Source organism: Streptomyces sp. NPDC034037 (assembly GCF_055575715.1).
Genome location: NZ_JBVISC010000001.1, coordinates 184,592 through 202,920, shown reverse-complemented (window position 1 = coordinate 202,920; position 18,329 = coordinate 184,592). Strand labels below are relative to the sequence as shown.

The following is an 18,329-nucleotide window of genomic DNA, read 5'->3' as shown; positions in this document are numbered from 1 at the left end:
TCGCGTTCTGGAGGCCGGACGGAGGAGAGCTGCCGGGGGGCGGCGAGGGGGACGGCGGGTTTGGGGCGGGGGCGTTTGGCGCCGGGGCGCCCGGCGCCGGGCGGGGTGGTTTTGGCGCGGGTGGGTCCGGTGCTGGGTCGGACGGTCTCGGTGCGGGGGCGTCCAGTGGCCGGCGGGGTGGCCTTGGCGCGGGCGCGGCTGGTGTCGGGCGGGGCGGGTCGGGTGCCGGGGTGTCTGGCGTCGGGCGGGACGGTTCTGGCGCGGGTGGGTCCGGTGCTGGGTCGGACGGTCCCGGTGCGGGGGTGTCCCGTGGCGGGCGGGATGGTCTTGGCGCGGGCGCGGCTGGCGCCGGGCGGGGCGTGGTGGGCGCCGGGGTGTCCGAGGCTCGGCGGGGTGAGCTTGTTGTGGCTCGGCGGCACGGCAAAGGTGCCCGTTCCCGGACCGTGTCCGCGTTGTTCCTGCCGGTGGGGGAGGCCGTGCCGCTTCTGTTGCGTGCCGCTCACCCGCACCCGGCCGCCGCCTGTTGGGCCGCGGCCGCCCGGCACGCGCTGCACCTGGCCGCGCGCGGTCGACTGCTGCCCGGCCTCACCGCGGGCGACCTCGACGCGTGGCGGGCGGGCCCGCTGGACGAGGCCGATGTGACGCACCTGCGTGCCATCGCCGCGGCCCTGCCCGCCGAGGGGCACGCCGTGCCGTTGCCGGGCGCCGGCCCGCTGCTGCTGCCGGAGCCGTTCGCCCTGGTCAGGGCCTTCGTGGACGCGGTGGTGGACGCCCTGCCCCGCACGCCCGCGGCCGCGTACGCGGTCGGCGCACCCTTCGCGGCGCGCGAGCCGCAGCGCCTGTCGGGCGCCCGGGAGTGGGCGGCGGAGGTCGCGGCCGGCATGGACGCCGGGGTCCGGGTGTCCTTGCGGCTGGACCTGCGGGCGCACGAGGTGTTCGACCGGGGGGATGACGAGCCGAGCCCCGACGCGGAGGCGTTGCCGGGCGCCGAGGCCCAAGAGGCCCAAGGGGTCCAAGGGGCCGGAAGAGGCCGCTCCGGTGCGCAAGGGTCGCCCGGGGGCGAGGGAGGCGACGCCCGCCAAGGCGTGCCGCGCGCGGCGGTGGCCAGCCCCGCGGCCGCCGTCGTCCAGGTGCACAGCCTCGCCGACCCCTCACTGGTGACCGACGTGCCCGGACTCTGGGCGGAAGCCGCCGGCCACTTCGGCCCGCGGGCCAGGGTCGACACCCTGCTCGCCCTGCGCCGCGCCGCCCGCGTGTGGCCGCCGCTCGCCCGCCTCCTGGAGCGGCCGCGCCCCGACGTGCTGCCGCTGAGCGAGGAGGAGCTGTACGACCTGCTGGGCGCCGCGGCCGGCCGGCTCGGCGCGGCGGGGGTGGCCGTGCACTGGCCGAGGGAGCTGACCCGCGGCCTCACCGCGACGGCGGTCGTCCGCCCCGCGCCCGGCACCGCCGCCGACAACTTCGACTTCTTCAAGACGGAGCAACTGCTCCAGTTCCGCTGGCAGCTGGCGTTCGGCGACCAGCCGGCCGAGCCGCTGACCGAGGCGGAGCTCGACCTGCTGGCGGAGGCGCACCGCCCCGTCGTCCGCCTGCGCGACCAGTGGGTCCTGGTCGACCCCGAACTCGTACGCAAGGCACGCAAGCGCGACCTCGGCCTGCTCGACCCGGTGGACGCCCTGTCCGTCGCCCTCACCGGCACGGCGGAGGTCGACGGCGAACAGGTGCCCGCCGTGCCCATCGGCGCCCTGGCGCGGCTGCGCGAGCGGGTGACGGACGACCTCGACGCCCTCGACCAGCCGCCCGGCCTGCACGCGACCCTGCGCGACTACCAGCTGCGGGGCCTGGCCTGGCTGGACCGCATGACCTCGCTCGGCCTCGGCGGCTGCCTCGCCGACGACATGGGCCTCGGCAAGACGATCACGCTGATCGCCCTCCACCTCCACCGGGCACACCCCGCCCCGACGCTCGTGGTCTGCCCCGCGTCGCTGCTCGGCAACTGGCAGCGCGAGATCGAACGCTTCGCGCCGGGCGTGCCGGTGCGCCGCTTCCACGGCCCCGGCCGCAGCCTCGCCGGACTGACCGGCGGCTTCGTGCTCACCACGTACGCCACCATGCGCACGAGCGCGCCCGAGCTGGCCGCCCGGCCCTGGGGCCTGGTCGTCGCCGACGAGGCGCAGCACGTCAAGAACCCCCACGCGGCGACGGCGAAGGCGCTGCGCACCATCCCCTCCCCGGCCCGCGTCGCGCTCACCGGCACCCCCGTGGAGAACAACCTCTCCGAGCTGTGGGCCCTGCTCGACTGGACGACCCCCGGGCTCCTCGGCCCCCTGAAGGCGTTCCGCGCCCGGCACGCGCGCCTGGTGGAGGGCGGCGAGCGGGCGGAGAACGACGAGGCGCTGGCCCGCCTCTCCCGCCTGGTCCGCCCCTTCCTCCTGCGCCGCAAGAAGTCGGACCCCGGGATCGCCCCGGAACTGCCCCCGAAGACCGAGACCGACCACCCGGTCACCCTCACCCGCGAACAGACCTCGCTCTACGAAGCGGTGGTGCGCGAGACGCTGGCCCGCATCGAGGCCTCCGACGGCATGGCCCGCCGGGGCCTGGTGATGAAGCTGCTGATGGCGCTGAAGCAGATCTGCAACCACCCGGCGCAGTATCTGAAGGACGGCGCGCTCACCACGCGGTCGGGGCGACCCCGCTCCGGCAAGCTGGAGCTGCTCGACGAGCTCCTCGACACGATCCTCACGGAGTCGGAGAGCGCCGGCGCCGTCCTGGTCTTCACGCAGTACGTGGAGATGGCCCGCCTCCTGGAGAGGCACCTGACGTCCCGGGGCATCGCGAACCAACTCCTGCACGGCGGTACGCCGGTCGCGCGCCGCGAGGAGATGGTGGACCGCTTCCAGTCGGGCGAGGTCCCCGTCTTCCTCCTGTCGCTGAAGGCGGCCGGCACCGGCCTCAACCTCACCCGCGCGGGACACGTCATCCACTACGACCGCTGGTGGAACCCGGCCGTCGAGGAACAGGCCACCGACCGCGCGTACCGCATCGGGCAGACCCGGCCGGTCCAGGTGCACCGCCTGATCACGGAGGGCACGGTCGAGGACCGCGTCGCCGAACTCCTCGCGGCGAAGAAGGCGTTGGCGGACGCGGTACTCGGCGAGGGCGGCGAATCCGCGCTCACCGAGCTGTCCGACGCGGAACTGTCCGACCTGGTGGCCCTGCGGAGGACGACGTGAACGGACGTGTTCCCCGGGGCGGCGGCCTCGGCCGGGCGAGCGGGATGAGCGAGACGAGCCGCATGGGCAGCGGCCGCGTCTTCCCCGCCCTGCCCGCGCACCCCGACCCCCACGCGCCCTTCGCCACGTCGTGGTGGGGGAACGCGTGGATCGACGCGCTGGAGGAGAGCGCCCTGGACCGGGCCCGTCTGGTCCGCGGCCGTGCGTACGCCCGCCAGGGAGCGGTCGACACGATCACCGTCGCGCCGGGCCGCATCGTGGCGTACGTCCACGGCAGCCGCCCCCGCCCCTACCGCGCCGAGATCCGCCTGCGGACGATGCTCCCCGCCCACTGGGACCGCTTCCTGGACGCGGTGGCCACGGACCCCGCGCACATCGCGGCGCTGCTCGACAAGGACATGCCGCACGCGCTGGCCGAGGCGGCGGACCGCGCGGACGTCCCGCTCCTGCCGGGCGCCCGCGAGCTGGCCCCGTCCTGCACCTGCCCGGACCGGGGGCACCCCTGCAAGCACGCCGCCGCCCTCGCCTATCAGACGGCCCGTCTCCTGGACGCCGACCCCTTCGTCCTGATGCTGCTGCGCGGCGGCGAGGAGCAGGACCTCCTGGACGAGCTGTCCCGCCGCAACGCGCGCATGGCGGCGGCGGAACAACAGTCGACCCTCGCCACCCCCGCCTTCATCACGCCCGACTCCGGGCCCACCGCCTCGGGGTCTGCTGCCTGCGGGTCCACCGCCCGCGGGTCCACCGTGCCCGGGTCAACCGCCCCCGGATCCACGGCCCTCGGGTCCACTGCCTCGGGGGCTACCGCCCCCGCGTCACCCGCCCCCGGGTCCACCGCCCTCAGGTCCACTGCTCCCGGGTCAACCGCCCCCGGATCTACGGCCCTCGGGTCCACTGCTTCGGGAGCCACTGCCCCCGCGTCACCCGCCCCCGGGTCCACCGCCCTCAGGTCCACCGCGCCCGGGCCCACTGCCCCGGGGTCCACCGAGCCCGGATCCACCGCCCCCGGATCCACCGGCCCCGGGTCCACCGCCCCCGGATCCACCGCGTCCCGCTCCGTCACCACCCCGTCGGCCGACTCCACGCCCGTCGCCTCCGGGGCCGGGGAGGCAGGCCTCCTCGTACCCCTGCCCGGCATCCCGGCCCGGGACGCGCTGGCCGCGGAGTACCGCCCGGCGCCCCCGCCCCCGCTGCCGCCCCCGCCGCACCCGGGCGAGCCTCCGGTGCTGCCCTCCCTCCCCGGCGCGCCGGACGCGGCGTCGCTGGAGTTCCTGATCACGGACGCGGCGGCCCGGGCCCTCGCCTTCCTCACCGCGGGCACGGACCCCTTCACGGCCGCCTCCCCCTGGCACGACGCGGTCCGCCTCGCGGCCTCCCATCCCGGTCTCACGGGCCGCCGCACCTTCAGCCGCCAATTCGCCGCACTGGCCCGCTCGGTGGGCAGCACCCCGGCCGACCTCTCCCGGGCGGCGGCGGCCTGGCGGCAGGGCGGCGAGGAGGGCCTGGCGGTCCTGGAAACCCCCTGGGACCCCCCGGCGGGCCCCTTCGACCGCGCCCGGGGCGCCCTGGCCGAGGCGGACCTCCCCCGGATGACGATCCACCACAACACCCTGACGAACCAGGACGCCTCCCTCCAGCTCCGCTACGGTCACGACGGCCGCTGGTACCCCTACCGCAGCGACCCGGGCGCGGACGACTGGTGGCCGGAGGGAGAGGCGGACAGGGACGTGGTGGGGGCGCTCACGGCGGTGCTCGGGAGCTGAGGGCGTCTCAGGCGGCCAGGTGCGCCAGGAGGTCGCCGGGCGTCGGATAGGGGCGTTCGAGGGGGAGGAGCCGCGCGGCCGCGGTGAGGTCGCCGTCGCGTACGAGGGCGTGGATCGCGTGGGCGCGGTCGGTGACGTCCGTGATCGACACCGTCCACTCGTCCGCGTAACGGCGGGCCGCCTCGCCCGCCAGGCCCAGCTGCAGGGAGCGGTGGGGGAGCGGGGCGAGGCGCAGGTCGCGCTCCGGGTCCCATTGGACGCGGGCGGGAGACTCGCGCAGGGCGCGTTTCCAGGCGGCTTGGTCGGGGTGCACGTCGGGCGCGTAGTGGGAGAGGCACGCGTGGCGCAGCGCCCAGTCGAAGCCCTCGCGCGTGATCTCGACGGCCAGAACCGTCTGCTGACCCTCCTTCAGGGCCCAGCCGCAGCGGTACATCATCCAGAGGAAGGACGGCTTGATCCACGTCATGCGGTCCCGTTTCCAGGCGGCGGGGAAGCGGCCGGTGCGGGCAGCGGGGAGGCCGATCGAGGGGTCGTACGCCTGGTAGACGGTGAGGGTCGAGTCGGTGTGCAGGGCGCGGATCTGGTGCGTCATGGCAGCCCAGCCTGGCGGTACGGCCGGCAATCCGCCAGCGAATTGCGCCCCGCCCCAAGCCCGCCCCGCCCCAAAGCCCGCCCGGCCGAGAAGCCCGCCCGGCCGAGAAGCCTGCCCGGCCGAGGGGCCAGTCCGGTCGAGGGTTCGTCCCCGGCCCAGGGTCCGCCCCGGCCGAGAGGCCTGCCCGGCCCAGGGTCCGCCCCGGCCGAGAGGCCTGCCCGGCCCAGGGTCCGCCCCGGCCGAGAGGCCTGCCCGGCCCAGAGGCCTGCCCGGCCCAAGCCTGCCCGGCCCAAGCCTGCCCGGCCGAGAATTGTGCCCGGCCCAGTGGCCTGCCTGGCCCAGTGGCCCGCCGGGCCGAGAGGCCTGCCGGGCCGAGAGGCCTGCTCGGTCCAGAGGCCTGCCGGGCCGAGAGGCCTGCCGGGCCCAGAGGGCCGCCCGGCCCAGAGGCCTGCCCGGCCCAGCAGCCCGCCCCGCCCCAAAGCCCCCCGCCCAAAAGCCCCGCTCAGAAGTCCGCCCGGGTTCGCTCGTCGAGCCGTGCGACCGAGTCCTGCGCGAACGCCTTCTCGTAATCGCTGCGGATCTCCTCGATCAAGGCGTCCCGCTCGCGGGCCTCGCCCGTCGGGTACAGCAGGATCAGTTCGTACGAGCGTTCGCGCTCGATCCTGCCGTGGGAGTCGCGCCACTGCCCGCGCCCGTCCTGGATGGTCAGTCCGTCGGGAAAGCCCGGCGTGACCTCTTTGTCGACGAAGGCCATGAACTGCTTGTCGGTGACCGCCGGTCCGCCGTCGGGGCGCTCCGTGCCGAAGAACAGCCGGGTCTCGGTGAAGGGCTTGCCCCGCGCGACCGTCGACGTGGCGGCCGCCGCCGAGGAGGACGGCCGTGACCCGCCGTCCAGCGAGGCGTACGCCGCCGGCGCGCCGACCGCCAGGGCCGCCGTCACGGCGCCGGCCACGGCGAGTCGGGTACGGGTGAGGCGGGAGAGACGGGTTGCGGCCATGAAGCGGTCCCTTTCGGCGGCGGGCGAGGACGTCACCCCGGTGAACGCCCCCTGTCGGCCGCACACCGTAGCGGACTCGCCCGCCGGGCCCCGGGCGCTACGCCGCGAGGCCCGCCAGCACCGCCCGGCGAGTGACGCGGCGAGAGCGCGAAGCCGCGTCCCGCTCGGCCCGGGGCGCCCGAAGCCGTAAGACGCCGTCTTCCCACACGTCACCCGACTCCCCTACGGTGCCCCTCACTTGACGGAAGCGGTACGTGAGGGGGCGGTGGGCGTGGCGGTGCGCGGCAAAGTGGTGGGGCTGCTGGTGGGAGCCGTCGCCGCCTGGAGCGTCCTCGGGGGCGGCACGGGCACCGCGGTCGGCGCCGAGGACCCCGCGCCGGACTCCGCGTACGCGGCCACGACCGGCGTCGGCCTGCACAACGCGTACGAGAAGGCGAAGTACCCCTACTTCGCCGACGCCCTCGACTCGGGCGCGGCGATGCTCGAACTGGACGTCTGGACCAACGTGTTCGGCGGTGGCTGGCGGGTCTCGCACAGCAACCCGGTCGGCAACGACAACAACTGCGAGAACGCCCAGAACCCCGGCGAACTGCGCACCAAGTCCCGCAACCAGAGCCTCGCCGGCTGCCTGCGGGACATACGGGCCTGGCACGACGCCCACCCCGGCCACCGGCCCCTCCTGGTGAAGGTCGAACTGAAGGACGGCTTCCAGGGCAGGTACGGGCGCGGCCCCGCCGACCTCGACGCGCTCCTGACGAGCGTGCTCGGTGACGCCGTGTACCGGCCGGGCCGGCTCGCCGCCGGACACGCCACCCTCGACGACGCCGTGCGGGACAAGGGCTGGCCGAGCCGCGCCGAGCTGGCCGGGAAGTTCGTGGTCGAGCTGATCCCCGGCACCGTCGAGCAGGGCAATCCCGCCGACACCCTGTGGACCGACCGCGAGTACGCCACCCATCTGCGCGACCTCGCCGCGGCGGGCCGCCTTGACCGGGCCGCCGCCTTCCCCGCCGTGCTGGGCGCGCAGGCGGGCGATCCACGCGGGCGGTACGCGGACGCGTCGATCCGGCCGTGGTTCGTGGTGTTCGACGGGGACGCCGCCGCGTACGCGGGCGGGGGCATCGACACGCGGTGGTACGCCGACCGGCGCTATCTCGTCGTCATGACCGACGCCCACAACGTGGCCCCCGCCATCGACGGGACCCGCCCCACCGAGGCACAGGCCCAGGAGCGGGTCGCCCTGCTGGCCCGCCGGCACGCCAGCATCGTGTCGGCCGACTGGTACCCGCTGCCGGGGGTCCTCTCGACGGTCCTGCCGCGCGGCTGAACCGGGCCGCACAGGTCGGTCGTACGACACCCGGCTGACCTGCGGCGCAAGGGAGTCCGCAACTTTTTCCCGTGTTTCCCGCCGCCGGGCGATGAGTTCCGCGCACCCCGCCGGTCCACCCTTCGCCGAAGTACGCGCCCGAAGGGTGGAGGAGACACACCATGGGACTTCCGGACGTCGTCACACGCGAGGAGTGGCTCGTCGCACGTGCGCGGTTGCTGGCCAGGGAGAAGGCCGCCACCCGCGCGCGCGACGCGCTCAACGCCGCGCGCCGCGAACTGCCGATGGTGGAGGTCGACAAGGAGTACTACTTCGACGGCTCCGACGGGAAGGCGACCCTGCTCGACCTCTTCGACGGCCGCGAGCAGCTGATCGTCTATCACTTCATGTTCGCCCCGGAGTGGGACGCGGGCTGCCGCAGCTGTTCCGCGTTCCTCGACCAGATCGGGCACCTCTCGCATCTACGGGCCCGGGGCACGAACTTCGTCGCCGTCTCCCGCGCGCCGTACACCGCGCTGCTCACCTTCAAGGCGCGCATGGGCTGGACGGTGCCCTGGTATTCGACCAACGGCGGCGACTTCAACCACGACTTCCAGGCGTCCTTCGACGAGGAGCCGTACGACGTGCCCGCGATCAACTGCTTCCTGCGCGACGGCGACCGGATCCACCACACGTACGCGACGTTCGCCCGGGGTCTGGACGGCATCGGCTCCACGACCAGCCTCCTGGACCTCACCGCGCTCGGCCGCCAGGAGGAGTGGGAGGAGCCGAAGGGGCGCTCGTCGGCGCTCGGCGCCCCGGCGGGCAGCGCCCGGGTGCGCTACCACGACGAGTACGAGGACTGAGGTCCCCGGCCCCCGGCAGGACTGAGGGGCGCGGCCCCGGCAGAAGCCCGGGAGAACCCCGGGAGAACCCTGGAAACGCCTCGACTCGGTGTCGGTTCGGTTACGTCGCGAGCCCTTGGGGGCCCGACGCGCGTTCTCCACAGCAGAACCGGACGAACCGCACGGGGGACAGGCATGAACACGAACGTGAACGCGGACAGGGTGAACCGGCGCGTGGTGCTGCGGAGGTTTCCCGCGGGCGGGCCCCGCGGCTCGTGGCCCGCGGAGGACTTCGCCCACGCCCGCCGCCAGGAGGGGCAGCGGGCGGAGGTCGTGATGGACCTCGCCTCGGACGCCTTCCTGGTGATCGTGCGCGAGCCCGGGGAGGCCCGCGCGGCACGGGCGTGACCCGCGTCACAGGGCGCGCCGGAGCCGGCTTCCGCTCAGCGCGGCGGGACGGCCCCCGTCCGTGACCACCCCGGCGTCGTCCCCGTCGCCCGGCACAGCGCCAGGTACAGCGGGATCGGCGGGGTGTAGGGGACGTCGCCCTCCGGCCGGTTGATCAGGACGGGGGGCCGGTGCCCGCCGTCCCGTACGACCGCGCCCGCGGAGTAGGCGACCGGCGCGGGCCACTCCATGGCGACGTCGGAGTCCGCGGGAACGATCCACCACCAGCGCGGCCCGTCCTCGTACACGCACCCCACGCGGGGCAGTCGGGACATCAGGCGGGGGCCGAGGGACGCGGGGACGGCCACCGCGTCGCAGCCGAGCGGTTCGGTCATCCCCGCCGGCAGGTCGAGCCGCACGGGCGGCGGTGGCAGATCCCCGGCGTGCCTACGCCGCCGGGAGAGACGGACCAAGGTGTTCAGTTCCAACGGCCGCACCGTACCCGCGCTCACATGCCCCCCGCCCGCATCACTGCCACGCTCGACTCACCCGTTTCCCCGCGCACGCGTTCCCGCACGCGCCGGCGCCGCTGGTCCGGCCGCGCCGTCACTCGGTCCACGCGCACACGCCGTGCGCGCCGTCACTCGGTCCACGCGCACACGCCGTGCGCGCCGTCACTCGGTCCGCGCGCACACGCCGTGCGCGCCGCTTACCAGGTTCACGCGTACGTGCCCGCACGCGCCGCTACTCGGTCCATACCTACGCGTTGTCGTACGCGCCGTTGCTCGGTCCGCGCGCACGCGTTGTCGTACGCGCCCTACCACCGCGGTCTACGCGGACACCGACACCTGTGCCGCCGCCGTCCGCCGCAACTCCGCCCACACCGTTCGCCCGATCCCGGGCCCCGCGTCGTGGACGCCCCACGCACTGCTCACCGCGTCGACGAGAAGCAATCCCCTCCCGTGCTCCTCGTCGGCCCCCCTGTGCACCGGGCGCGGCATCCCTGAACCGCAGCCTTCGTCACGCACGGCTATTCGCAGCTTCTCCGTGTCCGCGCATATCTCGCAGATGATCCGCCGGCTCGCGGTGTGCACCACGGCATTGGTGACCAGTTCGGAGAGGACGAGTGCCGCCGCGTCGCAGGCGTCGTCGTCCCGCACCGCCCACTCGCCGAGCCGCGTGAGCATCAGCCGTCTGGCCTGAGCTACGGAGCCGGGTCGTGGGACGAGAGCGAAACTGACGCAGACCTCGGCAACGCTCACAGGCGGATGCTCGGTGAGAACACCAAGACGGCCTTCGGCGGCTTCGGTTCCTAACGGCGCGGGCGGAGTCACGCTCTCCACTATCGCCCCGCCCCGAACACCTTGGCAAGACCCACTCTGAAAAGTGCACAGTGGCGTGTCCCTCCGAGACGGCGCATGGCACACTGCTGACAACAACTCTCGGCGGGGTGTGAGTTGGCAAGCGGAGTCGGGTGGAGGTAGGAGACGTGAGCGAACCGCGGTCCGCGCCGACCGTCGGCCAGGTCGTTCTCGGTCGTCGCCTGCAGGACCTGCGCGAGAGCGCCGGCCTGAAACGCGAGGAGGCGGCGAAGGTCCTGCGCGTCGCCCCCGCCACCGTGCGCCGCATGGAGACGGCCGAGGTCGCGCTGAAGATCCCGTACCTCCAGCTGCTCCTCAAGGCCTACGGCGTCCCCGACGACGAGGCCGAATCCTTCGTGGCCCTCGCCGAGGAGGCCAACAAGCCGGGCTGGTGGCAGCGGTTCCACGACATCCTGCCGGGCTGGTTCAGCATGTACGTCAGCCTGGAGGGCGCCGCCAGCCTCATCAGGTCCTACGAGCCGCACTTCGTGCCCGGCCTGCTCCAGACCGAGGAGTACGCGCGCGGCGTGATGCGCTCCGGCGCCATCGGCCAGACCCGGCCCGCCGACATCGAGCGGTACGTGGCGCTGCGCATGGAGCGTCAGGCGCTGCTGACCCGCGAGGACGCGCCCCGGCTGTGGGTGGTGATGGACGAGACCGCGCTGCGCAGGCCGGTGGGTGGCCCCGAGGTGATGCGCGAGCAGCTCGACCGGCTGCTCGAAGCGACCGAGATGCCCCATGTGACCTTGCAGGTCGCGCCGTTCGCGGCGGGCCCGCACCCCGGAACGTACGGACCGTTCGTGCTCTTCCGCTTCGCCATGGCGGAGCTGCCCGACATGGTCTACAGCGAGTACCTGACCGGCGCCGTCTACCTGGACGCGCGCAAAGAGGTGGCAACCCACCTGGAGGTCATGGACCGCATGGCGGCGCAGGCCGCCACGGCACAACGCACGAAGGACATCCTCCGGGACGTCCGCAAGGAGCTGTGACATGGACCGACACCGAGCCGGAAGCCGCCCAGCCGGTCCGCGATCCCCCGGAGCCCGCGACGACTCGCGCACCGAGTCGCGCGGGGAGTCCCGCATCTACAACGGCATGCCCGCCCGCGACCTCGGCAACGACGGCTGGCACAAGCCGTGGAGCGGCGGCAACGGCGGCAACTGCCTGGAGGCCATGAAGCTGGCCGACGGCAGGGTGGCGGTGCGCCAGTCCGCCGACCCCGACGGCCCCGCGCTCATCTACACGCACGGGGAGATCAACGCGTTCATCCAGGGAGCGAAGGCGGGCGAGGCGGACTTCCTGCTCTCCTGACCCGTGCCTTCCTGACCCGCGCTCTCCTGCCCCCGCTCCCGCCCGTCCACCCCTCCGCCGCCGACGTCTGGAGTACGCATGACGGACCCGTCGTACATCGACACCAGCAAGCCGCACCCCGCACGGATGTACGACTGGTTCCTGGGCGGCAAGGACAACTACCCGGTCGACGAGGAGATGGGCCGTCAGCTCGTCGCCCTGGACGGGCGGGTCCTGACGACGGCGCGGGCCAACCGCGCGTTCATGCAGCGCGCCACGCGCTGGCTCGCAGGACAGGGCGTACGGCAGTTCCTCGACATCGGCACGGGCATACCGACCGAGCCGAACCTCCATCAGATCGCCCAGGGCATCGCCCCCGAGACCCGCGTCGTCTACTGCGACAACGACCCCATCGTCCTCGCCCACGCCGAGGCGCTGCTCCGCTCCACGCCGCAGGGCGTCACCGAGTACATCCAGGCGGACTTCCGCGAGCCCGGGAAGATCCTGGAAGAGGCCTCGCGGACCCTGGACCTCGACCGGCCCGTCGCCCTGTCGCTCGTCGCGCTGCTGCACTTCATCTCGGACGAGGACGGCGCCTACGACCTGGTCGAACGGCTGATGCGGGCCCTGCCCGCCGGCAGCCACCTGCTGCTGTCGCACGGCACGGGCGACTTCACCCCGGACACCGCGCGGCAGGCCGCGGAGCTCTACAAGGCGCGCGGCATGACGCTCGCCCTGCGCACCCGCGCCGAGGTGGAGCGCTTCTTCGAGGGGTACGAGATGGTGGACCCCGGAGTGACGGTCATCGACCGGTGGAAGCCGGAACTGGGCGAGTGGGCACCGGACACCGGCCAGGGCCCCACGCCCGGATACGGGGCGGTGGGCCGCAAGGTCTGAGGCGGGGCGGGTTCACGTCAGGGCGAGCAGGAAGCACGCCGACGCCGCGAGGGAGGCGATGCCGCGGACGTGGTTCCAGGCGGTCCACTCGCGGACGTAAGCACGCCAGTACGCCGCGCCCACCTCGCTGTCGGGGTCCACCTCGGCGAGGGCCTCGTTGCGCGGGACATGCGCGACGACGGTCACGCCGAACGACCCGAACAGATGCAGCGCGCACCCGAGCAGCAGCTCGGCGGTGCCGTCCTGCGGCCAGAGCACGAACGTCACGACGGCGAGCACCGCGCAGAGCCCCGTCGCCCCCAGGAACAGGGCCATGAACGCCGGCCCGACGGCGGTCACGTTGATCGCGTTCATCGCGGCGATGCCCCGCGCCGGGGGCAGCGCGGCCAGCCCCTTCATCACGAAGGTCGAGAACGCGGCGAAGACCCCGGCGACGAGGCCGCAGGCGAGCGCCCCGAGCACGGTGAGGACGAAATACGGTCCGTCGATCATGGCAACTCCCGCGGTGAGTAGGGCCGTTACATGGGACGGCGGGCCGCGAGCGATCCTCCACGGCGCCCCGTGTCACCACAAGTCAATTGCGCGGGCCGCCCCGGATCGTCCAAAAGCACCGCCGGGGGCTGACGGCATCATGGGTCCGTGCGACTCGAACCGATCACCTGGGAACGCCTGGCCGACACCCTCGCCGACCGCCTGCTCGACCTGAAACCGGCCGACGGGAGCCCCTGGCCCCGCGTCGCCGTGGACGGGGCGCCCGCGAGCGGCACCGGCGAACTGGCGCGGCGGGTGGGCGACGCGCTGCGCCTGCGCGGCCGGACCTCGCTCGTGGTCGCCGAGGAGGGGTTCCTGCGGCCCGCCTCGGTGCGGCTGGAGTACGGGCGCCGCGACGTGGAGGCGTACTACAGCGGGTGGTTCGACACCGGCGCCCTGTGGCGCGAGGTGCTCGGGCCGCTGGATCCGGACGGCACCGGCCGTGTGCTGCCCGACCTCTGGGACCCGGTGACCGACCGGGCGACCCGCAGCGCCTACGTCGAACTGCCGCCCACCGGCGTACTGTTGCTGCACGGCCCGCTGCTGCTCGGCCACTGGTTCCCGTTCGACCTGACGGTGCACGTACGTCTCTCGGCGGGCGCCCTGCGGCGGCGCACGCCGGAGGGGGACCGGTGGACGCTTCCGGCCTTCGAGCGGTACGAGGAGGAGGCGGACCCCGCCGCCACGGCCGACGTGGTGGTGCGGGCCGACGACCCGCTCCATCCGGCGTGGAGCGGCTGACCCCGACCAGTTCCCCGAAACCCCTATCTATATGCACGTGCATATAGATAGGGTGTGATCATGACGCCGAACCCCAAGGTGAGCCCCCGTCCCGTCGCCCTAGGCGAATCCGTCCGCGCTCTGCTCGACGCCAAGAACTTCGCCAGCGTCGCCACGCTCGGCCCCGGCGGCGCGCCGCACAACTCCGTGGTGTGGATCAAGCGGGACGGCGACGCCGTGCTGTTCTCCGCCACCGCCGGCCGCCAGAAGGTCCGCAACCTCGAACGCGACCCGCGGATCAGCATCTCGGTCTACGACCTCGCGAACCCCTACTCCTCGGCCGAGATCCGCGGCGTCGCCGAGATCCTGCCGGACGAGGGCAAGCGGCTCCCGCACGAGCTGTCGCACAAGTACCTGGGCGTCGATCCGCCGGCCGAGAAGGACGACGAGATCCGGGTCATCGTCCGGGTGATCCCCCACAAGATCCTGACGTTCACGCCCTAGGGTCCCCGCCCGGCTCTCCGGATGCGGGGCGTCGAGGGCCCCGGGAGAATGAAGGGCGCCGGGACCATCGGCGCGCTCGCGCCGCTCCGGACACCGCCCGGCACGGGAGGCAGCGATGACCACCGCCGGAGACATCATGCACCGGGGCGCCCAGTGGATCCCCGAGCACGAGACCCTGGACCGCGCCGCCCAGCTGATGCGCCGACTCGACGTGGGTGCGCTGCCCATCGCCGACGAGAGCGAACGGCTCTGCGGCATCCTCACCGACCGCGACATCGTGATCGGCTGCGTGGCCATGGGGCACGACCCCTCGCAGGTGACCGCCGGCTCCCTGGCCAAGGGCACCCCGCGCTGGATCGACTCGGGCGCCGACGTCGACGAGGTCCTGCGGGAGATGCAGGGCCATCAGATCCGCCGCCTGCCGGTGATCGAGAACAAGCGGCTCGTCGGCATGATCAGCGAGGCCGACCTGGCCAAGCACCTCAACGAGGACCAGCTCGCGGGCTGGGTCGAGAGCGTGTACGCCAAGGGCTGACCGGCCGGCCCCCGCTCCGGATCGACCGCCTGGAGTCAGGCCCGGCCGGCGGACGGGGTCACAGCCAGCCGCTGCGCCGGAACCCCCGGTACAGCGCCAGGCAGGCCGTCGCGACCAGGCTCATGATCAGCGGATAGCCGAACCGCCAGTGCAGTTCCGGCATGTGATCGAAGTTCATGCCGTACATGCCGCAGACCATCGTCGGCACCGCGACGACCGCCGCCCAAGCGGTGATCTTCCGCATGTCCTCGTTCTGCGCGACGGACACCTGGGCCAGGTGCGCCTGGAGGATCGAGTTGAGCAACTCGTCGAAGGCGGCGATCTGCTCGGTGGCCCGCTTCAGATGGTCGTCCACGTCCCGGAAGTACGCCTGTATCTCCGGGGCGATGACCCGCATCGGCTGGGTGGCGAGCACCTGGAGCGGGCGGCCCAGCGGCACCACCGCCCGCTTCAGCTCCAGCAGTTCGCGCTTGAGCTGGTAGATGCGGCCGGGGTCGAGCCGCTCGCCGTCCGGGGCGAAGACGGCCATCTCGACCTGGTCTATGTCCGACTGCACCGCGTCCGTCGCCGCGAGGTAGTCGTCCACGACCTGGTCCGCGATCGCGTGCAGCACCGCGGCCGGACCCTGCGCCAGCTGCTCGGGGGAGGCCTCCAGCTCCTCGCGCAGCGGGCCGAGCGAGCCGTGCCGGCCGTGCCGGACCGTGATGACGAAGTCGCGGCCGACGAAGACCATGATCTCGCCGGTGTCCACGACCTCGCTGGTCGCGGTCAGCTCGGTGTGCTCCACGTAGCAGACGGTCTTGAAGACGGCGAACAGCGTGTGGTCGTACCGCTCCACCTTGGGGCGCTGGTGCGCGTGCACCGCGTCCTCCACGGCGAGCGGATGCAGGTCGAAGAGGTCGGCGACGCCCGCGAACTCCTGCTCCGTCGGCTCGTGCAGCCCCAGCCAGACGAAGCCGTCGTCGGACTTGCGGACGGCCTCCACGGACTCGACCAGGTCCCGGCCCGCGGTCCTGCGCACTCCCTTGCGGTACGTCACGCAGTTCACCACCGAGGAGCCCAGCGGGGAGCGGGCCGGGTGGCTCAGGTCGACGCGCGCGCCGCGCCGGGCCAGGCGGGCCACTCTGCGCAGGCCGCCGACCTTCCGCAGACCTCCGGCCTTGCCCAGGCTCCCGACCTTCCGCAGGTTGCCTGTCATCGACATGTGGGGCTCCTCGCGCTGATGACGTGACGTGCCAGTCTGCCAGGGTGGTCGCCGACTCTGCCGGTGCCTGTGGGAACGGAGCATTCCACTCCGGAATGTCCGGTTCCGCCTACCGGGAGCAAGCGTGAAAATAGTGATAATTCGGTCATGACGCGAATCGACGGCCACCTCCTCGACCCTCGGCAGCTCCCCGACCCCCGTCAGCTCTCCGACGCCCGCCAGGCCCAGGCGAAGCAGGACTTCGCCGCCCACGCCGCCCTCTTCGACCGCACGACGTTCGGGCACATCGAACGCCTCGGCATCGGACCCGGCTGGCGCTGCTGGGAGGTGGGCGCGGGCGGCACGTCGGTGATCTCATGGCTCGCCAAGCGGGTCGGCCCCACCGGCAGGGTTCTCGCGACGGACATCGACATCTCCTGGCAGACCCGGGCCGCGCGCTCACCTCTCGCGGTGCGCACGCACGACGTCGCCGCCGACCCGCCGCCCATCGAATCCTTCGACCTGGTGCACGCCCGGCTCGTCCTGGCCGACGTCGCCGACCAGGAGCACGCCCTGAAGTCGATGCTCAGGGCGCTGCGGCCCGGCGGCAGACTCCTGATCGAGGAGGCCGACCCCGCGCTCCAGCCGCTGGCCTGCCCCGACGAGTACGGCCCCGCGCAGGAGACGGCCAACCGGCTGCGCCACGCCGTGCGCACGCTGCTGGCCGGGCGCGGCGCCGACCTCGCGTACGGCCGCCGGCTGCCCCGCCTGCTGCGCGAGGCCGGCCTGCGCCAGGTGGAGTCCGACGCGTACTTCCCGCTGGCCTCGCCGGCCTGCGCGGCCCTGGAGACCGCGACGCTCCAGCAGCTCCGCCCCGATCTGATCGCGGCGGGCCTGGCGACCCCGGACGACATCGACGGCCACCTGTCCGACATCGCCACACAGACGTTGGACGTGGCGACCCCGCCGCTGATCTCGGCGTGGGGCAGAAAGCAGTAACCCGCGCAAAGCCCCACCCCGCGCCTCCAGGGGCGCGGGGGCCCACCCCTCGCGGGGCGCGGGGAGTTTATGCGCGTAAGGGGGGGGCGGCTGGCGCAGGCGTATGTCGAGCCGTGAGGCGGCGCAAGGGGCGCGGGGGGCCGACTGGCGGAGGGGCGTGAAGCAGCGATGCGCGTGGCGGCCGCCGCGGAGGGCTGACTTGCGCGGGGGCGTGGGGCGGCGGCGCGGATTACGGCCGGCGCGGGGGCCGTCGGTGCTCGGGCGCCATGACGCACGCGCTCCTCAGGCCGGGCGTCCTCCGATCCTCTGTACCGCCTCGCCGCCCGCCCGGCAGCCTTCCGTCGCTGCCTCCAGGAGCCCCGCCCCCGCCAGCCGCGAGGCGAGAAACGCCCCGGTGAAGGCGTCACCCGCGCCCGTCGTGTCCCGCACCCGCGCGGGCACCGCGGCAACCCGCCCGACCAGTTCGCCGCCCCGGGCCACCACCGCCCCCTCGGCGCCCGAGGTGACCGCCACCACGGGAAACCGGCGGCTGAGCGCCACCGCCGCGTCCGCCGCATCGGGGAGCCCGGTGAGCAGGACCGCCTCGTCCCGGCTGGGCAGCAGCACGGTGACCCCTTCCGCCGCCGCGAGGAACCGCTCCACGCCCAGCTCCCCGAGGAACCACGCCGACGCCGGATCGACGCTCACCGGCACGCCACGCGCGCGTGCCGAAGCCAGCGCCGCCCCGGCCGCCGCCCGACTAGACCCGGCGAAGAACAGATAGCCGGACAGATGCAGCCACGCCACGCCGTCGAGCAGCTCGGGCGACCAGTCGGCGGGGGAGAGCCGCAGCGCGGCCCCGCTGTCCGTGAGGAACGTCCGCTCGGCACCCGCGTCCTCGTCCACCAGGCAGATCACCGTCCCGGTCGGCGCCCGCGGGTCGACGACGAGCCGGGGCCACACCCCCGCGCGCGTGAGGGCCGCCTCGTGCCACGCGGCGGAGTCGGCACCCACCCGGCCGAGCAGGCGCACGTCGGGCCCACCCCAACGCGCCGCCCAACACGCCGCATTGGCCCCCGCGCCGCCCGGCACGGTCCGGATGGCGGCGGCCGTGTCGGTGCCCGGCACCGGCGGCGTACGGTGCCGGGCGACGATGTCCGTGACGACGTCCCCGACGATGAGCAGACCCTGGGCCGAGCGCGGCGCCACCCGG

At 74.0% G+C, this 18,329-nt stretch carries 19 protein-coding genes; 12 read left to right on the top strand and 7 right to left on the bottom strand.

Going from position 1 to position 18,329, the window contains the following annotated elements; translation table 11 throughout:
- Positions 1 to 302: 302 nt before the first annotated feature.
- Together ACZ516_RS00995 and ACZ516_RS00990 are read left to right on the top strand one after the other, a co-directional pair.
- Entirely contained in the window at positions 303 to 3,230 is a 2,928-nt protein-coding gene (locus tag ACZ516_RS00995; RefSeq protein WP_469007902.1) for a DEAD/DEAH box helicase, read from the top strand.
- On the top strand, positions 3,227 to 4,993 hold the full coding sequence (locus ACZ516_RS00990) for an SWIM zinc finger family protein (RefSeq protein ID WP_469007901.1): 1,767 nt from the start codon (positions 3,227 to 3,229) through the stop codon (positions 4,991 to 4,993). Before ACZ516_RS00995 ends, ACZ516_RS00990 begins: the two co-directional genes overlap by 4 nt.
- Positions 4,994 to 5,000: 7 nt before the next feature.
- On the opposite strand, the gene ACZ516_RS00985 is transcribed toward ACZ516_RS00990, so the two are convergent.
- Positions 5,001 to 5,585, bottom strand: coding sequence for a DUF4291 domain-containing protein (locus tag ACZ516_RS00985; protein ID WP_358913929.1), 585 nt, complete (start codon positions 5,583 to 5,585; stop codon positions 5,001 to 5,003).
- A 502-nt stretch (positions 5,586 to 6,087) separates the two neighbouring features.
- Positions 6,088 to 6,582 carry a DUF3574 domain-containing protein gene (locus ACZ516_RS00980; RefSeq protein ID WP_469007899.1) on the bottom strand — a complete coding sequence of 165 codons (495 nt, stop codon included), beginning with the start codon at positions 6,580 to 6,582 and terminating at the stop codon, positions 6,088 to 6,090.
- A 238-nt stretch (positions 6,583 to 6,820) separates the two neighbouring features.
- On the opposite strand from ACZ516_RS00980, the gene ACZ516_RS00975 reads away from it, so the two are divergent.
- The 3 genes from ACZ516_RS00975 (at position 6,821) to ACZ516_RS00965 (ending at position 9,138) form a co-directional block, all read left to right on the top strand.
- On the top strand, positions 6,821 to 7,906 hold the full coding sequence (locus tag ACZ516_RS00975; protein WP_469007898.1) for a phosphatidylinositol-specific phospholipase C domain-containing protein: 1,086 nt from the start codon (positions 6,821 to 6,823) through the stop codon (positions 7,904 to 7,906).
- A gap of 161 nt (positions 7,907 to 8,067) precedes the next feature.
- On the top strand, positions 8,068 to 8,751 hold the full coding sequence (locus ACZ516_RS00970) for a DUF899 domain-containing protein (protein ID WP_361084478.1): 684 nt from the start codon (positions 8,068 to 8,070) through the stop codon (positions 8,749 to 8,751).
- Positions 8,752 to 8,925: 174 nt separating this feature from the next.
- On the top strand, positions 8,926 to 9,138 hold the full coding sequence (locus tag ACZ516_RS00965) for a hypothetical protein (RefSeq protein ID WP_358586358.1): 213 nt from the start codon (positions 8,926 to 8,928) through the stop codon (positions 9,136 to 9,138).
- Positions 9,139 to 9,173: 35 nt separating this feature from the next.
- Here ACZ516_RS00965 and ACZ516_RS00960 read toward each other — a convergent pair whose 3' ends face one another.
- Together ACZ516_RS00960 and ACZ516_RS00955 are read right to left on the bottom strand one after the other, a co-directional pair.
- The gene (locus ACZ516_RS00960) at positions 9,174 to 9,605 is read right to left on the bottom strand and encodes a hypothetical protein (protein ID WP_469007896.1); all 432 of its coding nucleotides are present in this window, start codon (positions 9,603 to 9,605) and stop codon (positions 9,174 to 9,176) included.
- Between the two features lie 342 nt (positions 9,606 to 9,947).
- The gene (locus ACZ516_RS00955; RefSeq protein WP_361084474.1) at positions 9,948 to 10,379 is read right to left on the bottom strand and encodes an ATP-binding protein; all 432 of its coding nucleotides are present in this window, start codon (positions 10,377 to 10,379) and stop codon (positions 9,948 to 9,950) included.
- A gap of 227 nt (positions 10,380 to 10,606) precedes the next feature.
- On the opposite strand from ACZ516_RS00955, the gene ACZ516_RS00950 reads away from it, so the two are divergent.
- The 3 genes from ACZ516_RS00950 (at position 10,607) to ACZ516_RS00940 (ending at position 12,665) form a co-directional block, all read left to right on the top strand.
- A complete protein-coding gene (locus ACZ516_RS00950; RefSeq protein WP_358586362.1) occupies positions 10,607 to 11,467 on the top strand; it encodes a helix-turn-helix domain-containing protein in 861 nt (286 codons plus the stop codon).
- Position 11,468: 1 nt separating this feature from the next.
- Positions 11,469 to 11,789: a DUF397 domain-containing protein gene (locus ACZ516_RS00945; RefSeq protein ID WP_358586364.1), complete on the top strand. Its 321-nt coding sequence runs from the start codon at positions 11,469 to 11,471 to the stop codon at positions 11,787 to 11,789.
- 78 nt (positions 11,790 to 11,867) lie between these two features.
- Positions 11,868 to 12,665, top strand: a complete 798-nt coding sequence (locus ACZ516_RS00940) for an SAM-dependent methyltransferase (protein WP_469007895.1) — start codon at positions 11,868 to 11,870, stop codon at positions 12,663 to 12,665.
- Between the two features lie 12 nt (positions 12,666 to 12,677).
- Here the strand turns inward: ACZ516_RS00940 and ACZ516_RS00935 are convergent, their stop codons facing one another.
- Positions 12,678 to 13,157: an anthrone oxygenase family protein gene (locus tag ACZ516_RS00935; RefSeq protein WP_469007893.1), complete on the bottom strand. Its 480-nt coding sequence runs from the start codon at positions 13,155 to 13,157 to the stop codon at positions 12,678 to 12,680.
- 147 nt (positions 13,158 to 13,304) lie between these two features.
- On the opposite strand from ACZ516_RS00935, the gene ACZ516_RS00930 reads away from it, so the two are divergent.
- From ACZ516_RS00930 to ACZ516_RS00920, 3 genes are all read left to right on the top strand, one after another.
- Entirely contained in the window at positions 13,305 to 13,937 is a 633-nt protein-coding gene (locus tag ACZ516_RS00930) for a nucleoside/nucleotide kinase family protein (RefSeq protein WP_361084461.1), read from the top strand.
- Positions 13,938 to 13,997: 60 nt separating this feature from the next.
- The gene (locus tag ACZ516_RS00925) at positions 13,998 to 14,420 is read left to right on the top strand and encodes a PPOX class F420-dependent oxidoreductase (RefSeq protein WP_358586371.1); all 423 of its coding nucleotides are present in this window, start codon (positions 13,998 to 14,000) and stop codon (positions 14,418 to 14,420) included.
- A gap of 115 nt (positions 14,421 to 14,535) precedes the next feature.
- Positions 14,536 to 14,955, top strand: a complete 420-nt coding sequence (locus tag ACZ516_RS00920; protein ID WP_468749508.1) for a CBS domain-containing protein — start codon at positions 14,536 to 14,538, stop codon at positions 14,953 to 14,955.
- Positions 14,956 to 15,013: 58 nt separating this feature from the next.
- Here ACZ516_RS00920 and ACZ516_RS00915 read toward each other — a convergent pair whose 3' ends face one another.
- Positions 15,014 to 16,159: a magnesium and cobalt transport protein CorA gene (locus tag ACZ516_RS00915; RefSeq protein WP_358586375.1), complete on the bottom strand. Its 1,146-nt coding sequence runs from the start codon at positions 16,157 to 16,159 to the stop codon at positions 15,014 to 15,016.
- Positions 16,160 to 16,306: 147 nt separating this feature from the next.
- Here ACZ516_RS00915 and ACZ516_RS00910 point away from each other — a divergent pair, with 147 nt between their 5' ends.
- Positions 16,307 to 17,137: a methyltransferase domain-containing protein gene (locus ACZ516_RS00910; RefSeq protein ID WP_469007891.1), complete on the top strand. Its 831-nt coding sequence runs from the start codon at positions 16,307 to 16,309 to the stop codon at positions 17,135 to 17,137.
- 282 nt (positions 17,138 to 17,419) lie between these two features.
- On the opposite strand, the gene ACZ516_RS00905 is transcribed toward ACZ516_RS00910, so the two are convergent.
- Positions 17,420 to 18,325, bottom strand: a complete 906-nt coding sequence (locus ACZ516_RS00905) for a carbohydrate kinase family protein (protein ID WP_469007890.1) — start codon at positions 18,323 to 18,325, stop codon at positions 17,420 to 17,422.
- Positions 18,326 to 18,329 lie beyond the last annotated feature (4 nt).